This is a genomic window from Sulfitobacter sp. HI0027, assembly GCF_001634775.1.
Classification (GTDB): domain Bacteria; phylum Pseudomonadota; class Alphaproteobacteria; order Rhodobacterales; family Rhodobacteraceae; genus Sulfitobacter.
This window is the reverse complement of record NZ_LWER01000450.1, coordinates 1-9,993: the sequence shown is the minus strand read 5'-3', so window position 1 is coordinate 9,993 and position 9,993 is coordinate 1. Positions and strand designations below refer to the sequence as shown.

Annotated in this window: 13 protein-coding genes; 10 read left to right on the top strand and 3 right to left on the bottom strand. The window is 61.5% G+C overall.

All coding sequences use genetic code 11. The annotated features are described in order from the left end of the window. Nucleotides 1–228: 228 nt before the first annotated feature. Nucleotides 229–411: a hypothetical protein gene (locus tag A3722_RS21745; protein WP_040700758.1), complete on the top strand. Its 183-nt coding sequence runs from the start codon at nt 229–231 to the stop codon at nt 409–411. Nucleotides 412–515: 104 nt separating this feature from the next. Here the strand turns inward: A3722_RS21745 and hemH are convergent, their stop codons facing one another. Together hemH and A3722_RS21735 are read right to left on the bottom strand one after the other, a co-directional pair. After that, complete coding sequence (gene hemH, locus A3722_RS21740; protein WP_067627903.1) at nt 516–1,604, bottom strand: ferrochelatase; 1,089 nt, start codon at nt 1,602–1,604, stop codon at nt 516–518. Between the two features lie 51 nt (nt 1,605–1,655). Then, nucleotides 1,656–2,474 (bottom strand): SAM-dependent methyltransferase, encoded by an 819-nt coding sequence (locus tag A3722_RS21735; RefSeq protein WP_067627921.1) that lies wholly within the window; start codon nt 2,472–2,474, stop codon nt 1,656–1,658. 14 nt (nt 2,475–2,488) lie between these two features. Between A3722_RS21735 and A3722_RS21730 the strand changes: the two genes are divergently transcribed. The 4 genes from A3722_RS21730 to A3722_RS21715 are packed head-to-tail and all read left to right on the top strand — an operon-like array spanning nt 2,489 to nt 4,797. Beyond that, nucleotides 2,489–3,220 (top strand): ComF family protein, encoded by a 732-nt coding sequence (locus A3722_RS21730; RefSeq protein ID WP_067627900.1) that lies wholly within the window; start codon nt 2,489–2,491, stop codon nt 3,218–3,220. 37 nt (nt 3,221–3,257) lie between these two features. Next, the gene (gene grxC, locus A3722_RS21725) at nt 3,258–3,518 is read left to right on the top strand and encodes a glutaredoxin 3 (protein ID WP_067627897.1); all 261 of its coding nucleotides are present in this window, start codon (nt 3,258–3,260) and stop codon (nt 3,516–3,518) included. Then, entirely contained in the window at nt 3,515–4,345 is an 831-nt protein-coding gene (locus A3722_RS21720; protein ID WP_067627895.1) for a carbon-nitrogen hydrolase family protein, read from the top strand. The genes grxC and A3722_RS21720 overlap by 4 nt, the downstream gene beginning before the upstream one ends. An 11-nt stretch (nt 4,346–4,356) precedes the next feature. Continuing rightward, nucleotides 4,357–4,797, top strand: coding sequence for a MarR family winged helix-turn-helix transcriptional regulator (locus A3722_RS21715; protein WP_067627893.1), 441 nt, complete (start codon nt 4,357–4,359; stop codon nt 4,795–4,797). Here the strand turns inward: A3722_RS21715 and ubiG are convergent. Then, the gene (ubiG, locus tag A3722_RS21710; protein ID WP_067627891.1) at nt 4,772–5,530 is read right to left on the bottom strand and encodes a bifunctional 2-polyprenyl-6-hydroxyphenol methylase/3-demethylubiquinol 3-O-methyltransferase UbiG; all 759 of its coding nucleotides are present in this window, start codon (nt 5,528–5,530) and stop codon (nt 4,772–4,774) included. The genes A3722_RS21715 and ubiG overlap by 26 nt on opposite strands. A 48-nt stretch (nt 5,531–5,578) precedes the next feature. On the opposite strand from ubiG, the gene pip reads away from it, so the two are divergent. From pip to A3722_RS21685, 5 genes are all read left to right on the top strand, one after another. Then, the gene (pip, locus tag A3722_RS21705; protein ID WP_067627888.1) at nt 5,579–6,550 is read left to right on the top strand and encodes a prolyl aminopeptidase; all 972 of its coding nucleotides are present in this window, start codon (nt 5,579–5,581) and stop codon (nt 6,548–6,550) included. Then, entirely contained in the window at nt 6,547–7,410 is an 864-nt protein-coding gene (locus A3722_RS21700) for an ABC transporter substrate-binding protein (RefSeq protein WP_067627885.1), read from the top strand. The genes pip and A3722_RS21700 overlap by 4 nt, the downstream gene beginning before the upstream one ends. 151 nt (nt 7,411–7,561) lie before the next feature. Further along, a complete protein-coding gene (gene rimP / locus A3722_RS21695; RefSeq protein WP_067627882.1) occupies nt 7,562–8,140 on the top strand; it encodes a ribosome maturation factor RimP in 579 nt (192 codons plus the stop codon). Then, complete coding sequence (nusA, locus tag A3722_RS21690; RefSeq protein WP_067627878.1) at nt 8,140–9,768, top strand: transcription termination factor NusA; 1,629 nt, start codon at nt 8,140–8,142, stop codon at nt 9,766–9,768. The genes rimP and nusA overlap by 1 nt, the downstream gene beginning before the upstream one ends. 20 nt (nt 9,769–9,788) lie before the next feature. Beyond that, nucleotides 9,789–9,993 (top strand): DUF448 domain-containing protein (locus tag A3722_RS21685; protein ID WP_150120576.1); only part of this gene is annotated, 205 nt, incomplete at its 3' end.

Below are 9,993 nucleotides of genomic sequence, written 5' to 3'. Positions count from 1 at the left end.
AGCGAGCTCTGAGCTCGTAGGCCCTAACTGGTTTTCCCAATCCAGATCTATTCGATCGTTTTGCCCANNCAGGTGTTGCTTATTTGACGACATCCCCCTGATTCCTTGATGCAATAGCTGATTCCGGGTTTGCAAACTTTTGCCGATACTGTTTAGAACGAGATTACGAGGTAAGTCTTGGGTGCGTGTATGTATATGATACAGCACGCCTATTCTGGAGGTTATGTTATGAAGAAACTCGTTCTCGCCGCTGCTCTGTCCGCTGCTGCATCGACGGCTTTTGCTGGTTCGCTGGCCGAGCCGATCGTCGAAGCACCGGTCATCGTGGAAGAAACAACAGGTTCGTCCGCGGGCATCCTGGTTCCCCTGATCCTGTTGGCACTCGTTGCCGCAGCTGTTGCTTCCGACTAATCGGAACTGACGATCAAACGGAAAAGGCGGTGCAGTGCGCCGCCTTTTTTGTATTTTGCGTATGGCTTTGAAAAAGGGGCCGCCGCAGCGACCCCGAGGCGGGCTTAGACCCAGCCAGCCAGATTTTCGCTGATGATCGTGGTCAGTGCCTCGATATGCGCGTCATCATCGTTAAGGCAGGGGATATAGGTGAAATCCTCGCCGCCCGCCTCTTCAAAGCTTTCCTTGATCTCTTCGTTGATCTCTTCAAGCGTTTCGATGCAGTCGGCCGAGAAGGCGGGCGCGCAGACGGCGATGCTTTTCTTGCCCGCTTTGGCCTGACGGGCGACCTCTTCGACCGTGTAGGGTTGCAGCCATTCCTCGGGGCCGAACTGCGACTGAAAGGTCGTCATGATCTCGCTGTCGTGCCAGCCCAGACGCTCTTTCAGCAGGCGCGTCGTTTTCTGGCATTGGCAATGATAGGGGTCGCCCTCCATCAGATAGCGCTGTGGCAGACCGTGGTAGGAACAGACCAGCAGGTCGGGCTTTTTGTCCTTCGCGGCATAGGCACGCTCAACCGATTGGGCCAGCGCTTCGATATAGTCGGGGCGGTCGAAATAGGGGGCAACGGTGCGCGACGCAGGCTGCCATTTCTCTTTGGCCAGCGCGGCAAAGAAAGCGTCATTCGCCGTTGCGGTCGTGGCCCCGGCGTATTGCGGATAAAGCGGGAAAAACAGGATCTTCTGGCACCCTGCAGCGGTCATCGCTTCGACCTTGGACTGGGTCGATGGGTTGCCGTAGCGCATGGCGTAATCGACCATCACATCGTCACCGTAACGCGCCTGCAGCGCCGCCTTGATCTTGGCAGTCTGCGACTTGGTGATCGTCGCCAGCGGGCTCTCGTTCTCGGCCTCGTTCCAGATGGATTTATAGGCCGCGCCGCTAGCGAAGGGGCGTTTGGAAAGGATCACCGTCTGCAACAGCGGCTGCCATTTCCACGGGCTGTAGTCGATCACCCGGCGGTCCGAGAGGAACTCGCTTAGGTAGCGGCGCATCGACCAATAGTCATAGCCGTCCGGCGTGCCGAGGTTGGCGAGCAGGACGCCAACCTTGGGACGCGGGACTTTGGGGTGGTCGTTGGGGCCGTGTTCCGGTTGGCCGGAGTCTGGTTGGCCGGAGTCTGGTTGGGCGGATTGGGGCTGGGCTGCCTGCATGGGGTTTCCTCGCATATGATCCGCGCAGAGATAGCCGCTTTGCAGATTGGGTCAATCGGGGAGGGGCTCCTCGCGACTATTCAGCGCATCTGCAAGCCGTTGCTGCGCCGAACCGGGGCGCAGGGGTTTCTGCTGGCTTTCATCCGGCGCCCAACCGGCGAGGAAGATCATATCGAAGGTCGCGGTAACCCGGCCCGATGCGGCGGTGAAATGGGTGGCGTAAAGCTCTGCCGCGCGGGTCAGCACTGCACGGCCCGTGGGGCGGCGCAGGCGGCCTTGTAGGGCGTTGGTCTCACCCATCTCGCGCAGGTCGCGCATCAGGGCCCAAGCGTTTTCGTATTCCACGGTCAGCGGTTGGCTATCGGCCACCGGCAGCGCCAGTCCGGCGCGTTGCAACAGCGCGCCAAGGTCGCGCAGTTCCCCCATCGGGGCGATGCGCGGCGACAGGCCGCCGGTCACTTCGGCTTCAGCTTGGCCAAGGCAGGCGCGCAGTTCATGCAGGGTTTGCCCGCCAAGCGCCACGGCGTGCAACAGCCCATCGGGCCGCAGCGCACGGCGGCATTGGATCAGCTGGCCGATCGGGTCATTCGCCCAATGCAGCCCCATGGCGTGGATCACCAGATCATGGGCCTGCGGTTCCAGCGCCAGCACTTCGGCCTCGGGGATAATCTGGGCCTCAGGGAAGGCGGCTGCCCAGACCTGCGGGAAAGCGGTCACGATGGCTGGAGCGGTAAACGCTTTCTTAACCAATCCGACCCGATCCTGAACCTCATCGGCGGCTGCCTGTTGCAAGAACATGCCCCGCTCCGTCGCGCGTGCGCGGCGACGGGCGAGGGCCTTGGGGTCGGTCAGGGTGGGCTGTGCTGTCATGGGGAACACATAGAATGCCGCCACGGGGACTTCAAACAGCAGTATCACTAATCTATCCGCCGCGTTGTTTGGGCTGCGGCGGTTTGGTCGATGCGGATTTCGGGCTTTGCGGCATCTGTTGGCGTGACACATCCTTTATCGGTGGCACGGTCTGCGATGCTTGCGGGGTGCCGCTTCCGGGGGGCGGTGATGTGGCTTCACCGTATTGTGATGCTTGTCTCGCCACGCCGCGCCCTTGGGCGCAGGGCCGCACGGCGCTGCTCTATCGCGATATGGGGCGCAAATTGGTGCTAGCGCTCAAGCACGGCGACCGGCAAGAGATCGCCCGGCCCGCGGCGCGCTGGATGGCGCAAACGGCCCAAGGCATCCTGCCGCAAGAGGCGCTGATTGTGCCGGTACCGCTGCATTGGCTGCGTTTGCTGAAACGGCGCTACAACCAATCCGCCTTGCTGGCCAAAGCACTCTCGGCCGAAACCGGGCATAGTTGGTGCCCGGACCTGTTGCAGCGGGTCCGGCGCACGCCTTCACTTGATGGGTTGGGCCGGGCGGAACGGTACAGCGTCCTGCAGGAAGCGATCGCAGTTCATCCGCGGCGGCGACACCGTATCATCATGCGACCGGTGATTTTGGTGGACGATGTGTTCACCTCTGGCGCTACACTGACCGCCTGCACAGAGGCATGTCTTGCCGCCGGTTCCGGCCCCGTTTTCGTGCTGGCACTGGCGCGCGTGGCCAAAGAGACCTAGATCACTGTGCAACGTTAACTGTTCAAAAGGTGATCCTATGCAACCTGTCGAAATCTATACGTCGCCGCTCTGCGGTTTTTGTCATTCCGCCAAACGCCTGCTGACCCAGAAGGGCGCGGCCTTTGATGAGGTCGATGTGCTGTCAGAGCCCGAGCGCAAGCAAGAGATGATCCAGCGTGCAGGCGGGGCCCGCACCGTGCCGCAGATCTTTATCGGGGACGTGCATGTGGGCGGCTGTGATGAACTTTATGCGCTGGACCGTGCGGGCAAACTCGACGCGCTGCTGCAAGACAGATGAAAATCGCGCTGCTGCAACTCAACGTCTCGGACGATCCGGCCGCCAATCTGATCGAAACCCGCGCCCTGCTGCGCGAGGCGGTGGCGGGCGGGGCAGCGTTTGTTTTGACGCCCGAGGTGACGAATTGCGTCAGCACCAGCCGTAGCCACCAACAGTCGGTGCTGGCCTATGAGGAAGATGACGCCACCCTCGCCGCTCTGCGCGAAGAGGCGGCGAAGGCGGGCATTTGGCTGCTGATCGGCTCACTCGCGCTCAAGACGCGGGGCGGCGATGGGCGTTTTGCCAACCGATCTTTCCTGATCTCCCCACAGGGAGAGATCGTGGCCCGCTACGACAAGATCCATATGTTCGACGTGGATATCAGCGCGACCGAGACCTACCGCGAATCCGCAGGCTATCGCCCCGGTGACAAGGCGGTGGTGGCCGAGACTCCCTTTGGTAAGATCGGCATGTCGGTTTGCTATGACATGCGCTTTCCTGCGCTTTATCAATCACTTGCAGAGGCGGGCGCGCGTATCCTCACGATGCCTGCGGCCTTCTCTCCGGTCACCGGGGCCGCGCATTGGCACAGTCTGTTGCGCGCCCGGGCGATTGAGAATGGCTGCTATGTGCTGGCCCCGGCGCAGACCGGCACGCACGCCAGTGCCGAACACAAAACCCGCGATACCTATGGGCATTCGCTGGTCGTGGCCCCTTGGGGGGAGGTGGTGTTGGATGCCGGGACGGCCCCCGGCGTTTACTTTTGTGACATGGACATGGAAGAATGTGACAAGGCCCGCGCCAAAGTGCCCAGCCTTGCCAACCGCCGTCCCTTTGCCGCGCCCTGACCGGACCGAAAATGACCGACGATAAAAACACACTTGCGATCATGCTGTTCGGTGAATTGCTGGCCGCCGATCAACAGGTGCGCAGTCGCCTCACGCGGGTTCTTCCGCGCGGGATGGAGATTTCGCATTTCTCGGTGCTGAATTCGCTTTCATGGCATGGCGGCGAACGCTCGCCCGCGCAACTGGCAGAGACCTTCAACGTCACGCGCGGGGCGATGACCAACACGCTGAGCAAGCTGGAATGGGCCGGTTATGTCCATATCCGCCCCGATTGGGACGATGCGCGGCGCAAGATGGTCGCGATCAGCCCCGCCGGGCGGCAGGCGCGGGATGCGGCGGTGAACGCGATCACGCCGATGATCTCGAACGTGGTGGATGATCTGGGCGAAGAACAGGTCCGCGCCACGCTGCCGATCCTGCGCGCGCTCAGGCGTCAGTTGAGCCAGGGTTGAGGCTTGCGGTGACGTAGTTCACGCTCAGATCCCGATCCGACAGACGCCAAGACCATGCGACGGGGTTGAAGACGAAACCCTTGCGGTCCACAGGCTCCAATCCGGCGCGGTTCAGCAGGTCAAAAAGTTCATCCGGCGTGATGAACTTGTTCCAGTCATGCGTGCCCTTGGGCAGCCAGCGCATCACATGCTCTGCGCCCACAATCGCCATCATAAAGGACTTTGGATTGCGGTTCAGGGTCGAACAGATGTGCAGCCCGCCGGGTTTCAGCAGGCGGCGGCACGCGATCAGGTAGTCGATGGGGGAGGCGACGTGTTCGACAACCTCCATATTCAGCACCACATCGAATTTCTCACCCGCCTCGGCCATCGCTTCGGCGGTGGTGTGGCGGTAATCAATCTCCAGCCCCGACTGCTGCGCGTGAATTTGCGCGACGGGGATGTTGCCCGCCGCCGCATCCGCGCCGACCACCTCGGCCCCCAGCCGCGCCATCGGTTCCGACAGCAGCCCACCGCCGCACCCGATGTCGAGAATGCGCAGACCCTTAAACGGCGCGTCGGCGGTTAAATCACGGTCAAACTCCCCGGCGATCTGGCTGGTGATGTAATCCAACCGGCAGGGGTTCAGCATGTGCAGCGGCTTGAACTTGCCGTTCAGATCCCACCATTCGGCGGCCATCGCTTCGAATTTGGCGATCTCGGCGGGGTCGATGGTTGATTGATCCGCTTGCATTCTGATCTCCCTGTGCTCTTTTGGGTTCAATGACTATATAGGGCGGCAATGGACAAGTATCCCGACCAAAAACGCGACGCAGCGCATCTTTATCCGCCGGTTGAGCCTTTCGACCAGCAGATGTTGTCTGTGGGGCAGGGGCATCAGGTCTATGTCGAACAATGCGGCAACCCCGATGGTATCCCCGTTGTCGTGCTCCATGGCGGCCCCGGCGGCGGTTGTAGCCCGGCGATGCGGCGTTATTTTGATCCAAAGATTTACCGCGTGGTGCTGTTCGATCAGCGTGGTTGCGGGCGCTCCACCCCGCATGCGTCGGTCACGGACAACACGACATGGCATTTGGTGGCGGATATCGAGCTGATTCGCAGCACACTCGGCATCGACAAATGGATGGTTTTTGGCGGCTCTTGGGGCGCGACACTGGCGCTGATCTATGCCCAAGCGCATCCGGAGGCCGTGCGTCATCTGATCCTGCGCGGCGTGTTCCTGATGACGCAGGCCGAGCTTGATTGGTTCTACGGCGGCGGGGCCGGGCGGTTCTGGCCCGAGCTTTGGGCGCGGTTCGTGAACCTGATCCCCGAAGGTGAGCGTGACGATCTGATCGCGGCGTATCACCGGCGGCTATTTTCCGGTGATCTGAGGGTCGAGCAGGACTATGGCCGCGCATGGGCGGCTTGGGAGAACGCGCTGGCCTCGGTGCATTCCGATGGCGTCTCTCATGGCGGGCCATCGGCCTATGCGCGGGCGTTCTCGCGGTTGGAGAACCATTATTTCACCAATAACGGCTTTCTGGAGTTCGACGGTCAGATCCTCGAACATATGGGTCGGATCGCGCATATCCCGGGGGTGATCGTGCAGGGGCGCTATGACATGATCTGCCCCCCTTCGGGCGCCTACGCGCTGGCCGAGCGCTGGCCCAATGCCGATCTGCGGATGATCCGCAACGCGGGTCACGCACTGTCAGAGCCGGGGATCAGTGCAGAACTGGTACGGACCATGGATAGGATTGGTCAGCGATGAGCGGGCGCAACTCTCTACTGGATCGCCGGGCGCTTTTCACCACAGGTGCGGCGGCGGCTCTGCTGGCCGCGACAGGTGCCAGCGCCGGAGAGCCACCCCGGCGCGGTGGCCGTCTGCGGCTGGCGCTTTCGGGTGCCACGCGAGAAGATACTTGGGCCAAAGGCGACGGCCTGTTCATGCAGGTCGCGCGGCAAGGGCTGATCTTTGACACGCTGACCGAAGTTACCGGCAATGGCATCCTCAAGGGTGAGCTGGCGACTGGCTGGCAAGCCAGCGACGGCGCGCGGCAGTGGCAATTCGATCTGCGCCCCGATGTGCGCTTTCACGACGGCAGCCCGCTGACCGCCCGCGACGTTGTGGCCAGTCTGCAATCCGTCCTGACCGAGGCTGAGGTCGCGGTGCAAGATGACCTGAAGGTGCAGGTCACATTGGCCGCGGCGAATCCTGACCTGCCGCTGCTGCTGGCGCAATCGCGCTATGTGATCCGCCCCGCCCATGCCCCCGAGGCCGGGATCGGCACCGGGCTTTACAGTCTGCGGCGCTTTTCCGCCGGGCGTCAGGTTTTGGCCGAGCGGGTGGAGAGCCATTACAAGGACGGCACCGCCGGTTGGTTCGATACGGTCGAGCTTGTCTCGATCCCCGCGCGGGACGTGCGCGCGCAGGCATTGAGCGAAGGGCTTGTGGATGCAGCGGATTTACCCGCACGGCCCCGCTATCGCGAGCGGGGTGATGTGACACTTCAGGCCGATAGCGCCGGCGGGGTCAGCGTCCTGTCGGACGATCTGCGCCAACCGCCGAACCCCGGACGCCAAGCGCCGATGGACAACCTGCGCGCGCCAGAGCGGTGGTGGTTCGGCTGACGGGGGTTGCGGTTTCGCCGCATTCGGCCTATATCCCCTTTCAACAGCGGCGCTTTCGGGTCCAAACCGAAGGCTCCACCGATCTTGAACACGGGCCGCGCGCCCGTTTTTTTATGCCTGAACGAAACTGCCAGATTAAATTGGATGTCTCATGTCGAATGACCTGATTGCCAAAGCTGCCATTGACCGCCGTCTGGCCGAGATCATCACCCCGGTGATCGAGGACATGGGCTTTGAACTGGTGCGCGTCCGCCTGATGTCGGGCAAGTCTACTATCCTGCAAGTCATGGCCGACCGGCCAGATGGCGGGATCGAAGTGGATGAATGCGCCAAGATCTCGCAGGCCATCGGCGCGGTCCTGGATGTCGAAGACCCGATCCTCGACGAATACGCGCTTGAAGTTTCCAGCCCCGGCATCGATCGTCCGCTGACGCGGCTGAAGGACTTTGATGCGTTCGAAGGCTATGAGGCCAAGATCGAAACCACCGAGCTGATCGATGGCCGCCGCCGCTTTAAGGGCGAGTTGGCAGGTGTCGAGGGTGGCGAAGTGCTGATCAACGTCGAAGAAGGTACCATCGGCCTCCAGTTCGACTGGCTCAGCGACGCGAAGCTGGTCCTGACCGACGACCTGATCAAAGAAATGCTCCGCCAGCGCAAGGCGTCTGGTGCGATCGACGAAAACGAATTTGATGATATCGAGACTGAAGAGTCTGCTGAGGGAGACACCTAATGGCCATTACATCTGCAAACCAGCTTGAGCTGTTGCAAACCGCCGAGGCGGTGGCGCGCGAAAAGATGATCGACCCCGGTCTGGTCGTCGAAGCGATGGAAGAATCCCTCGCCCGTGCCGCCAAGTCCCGCTACGGCGCCGAGATGGACATCCGGGTCGACATCGACCGCAAGACCGGCAAAGCGACCTTCACCCGCGTTCGCACCGTGGTCGAGGACGAAGAGCTTGAGAACTATCAGGCTGAGTTCACCGTCGATCAGGCCAAGCAATACATGGCCGACCCCAAGGTCGGTGACACCTACGTCGAAGAAGTGCCCCCGGTTGAGATGGGCCGCATCGCGGCGCAGTCGGCCAAGCAGGTGATTTTGCAGAAGGTCCGCGAAGCTGAGCGTGACCGCCAGTTCGAAGAATTCAAAGACCGCGCCGGTACCATCATCAACGGTCTGGTCAAGCGCGAAGAATACGGCAACGTCATCGTCGATGTGGGCGCTGGCGAAGCGATCCTGCGCCGCAACGAGAAGATCGGCCGCGAAAGCTATCGCCCGAACGACCGTATCCGCGTCTACATCAAAGACGTGCGTCGCGAGCAGCGTGGCCCACAGATTTTCCTGAGCCGTACCGCGCCTGAGTTCATGGCCGAACTGTTCAAAATGGAAGTGCCGGAAATCTATGACGGCATCATCGAGATCAAGGCCGTCGCCCGTGACCCCGGTTCGCGCGCCAAGATCGCTGTGATTTCGCATGATGGCTCTATCGACCCTGTTGGTGCTTGTGTTGGTATGCGCGGCAGCCGCGTGCAGGCCGTCGTGAACGAGCTTCAGGGCGAGAAGATCGACATCATTCCGTGGAACGAAGACCAGCCGACCTTCCTTGTGAACGCGCTGCAGCCTGCGGAAGTGTCGAAAGTGGTTCTGGACGAAGAAGCCGGCAAGATCGAAGTCGTCGTGCCCGAAGAGCAGCTGTCGCTCGCGATTGGCCGTCGTGGTCAGAACGTGCGTCTGGCCAGTCAGTTGACCGGTCTCGACATCGACATCATGACCGAAGAGCAGGAAAGCCAGCGCCGTCAGGCCGAGTTTGAACTGCGCACCAAGCTGTTCATGGACAACCTCGATCTCGACGAATTCTTTGCCCAATTGCTGGTTTCTGAAGGTTTCACCAACCTCGAAGAAGTGGCCTACGTCGAAGTCGACGAACTGCTGGTCATCGACGGTGTGGACGAAGACACCGCTGGCGAGTTGCAGGCCCGTGCCCGCGACGTGCTCGAAGCACAGAACAAAGCCGCGCTTGATAACGCCCGTGCGCTCGGTGTCGAAGACAGCCTGGTTGAATTCGAGGGTCTGACCCCCCAAATGATAGAAGCGCTCGCCAAGGACGACGTGAAGACCTTGGAAGATTTCGCCACCTGTGCCGATTGGGAACTGGCTGGCGGCTGGACCACGGTCAACGGCGAGCGTGTTAAGGACGATGGCGCGCTTGAGCCCTTTGAGGTCAGTCTTGAAGATGCGCAGGCTATGATCATGACCGCCCGCGTCATGCTAGGCTGGGTCGACCCGACCGAGCTTGAAGGCGACGCGGATGAAGACGACGTAGAAACAGACGGCGAGACCGCCGAGGAGGCCGAGGCCTAAGCGGGCCTCGGGGGTTGCACATGGGACGCGGTGGCGCCTCGAATGACCGTTCAGACGGTGCGGAACGCAAGTGCATCGCCACGGGCGACGTGCAGCCAAAACACGGGTTGATCCGTTTTGTGATCGGCCCGGACAATCAGGTTTACCCGGATATCTTGGGTAAACTGCCGGGCCGGGGCATCTATGTCTCGGCTGACCGTGCCGCGCTGGAACTTGCGGTAAAGA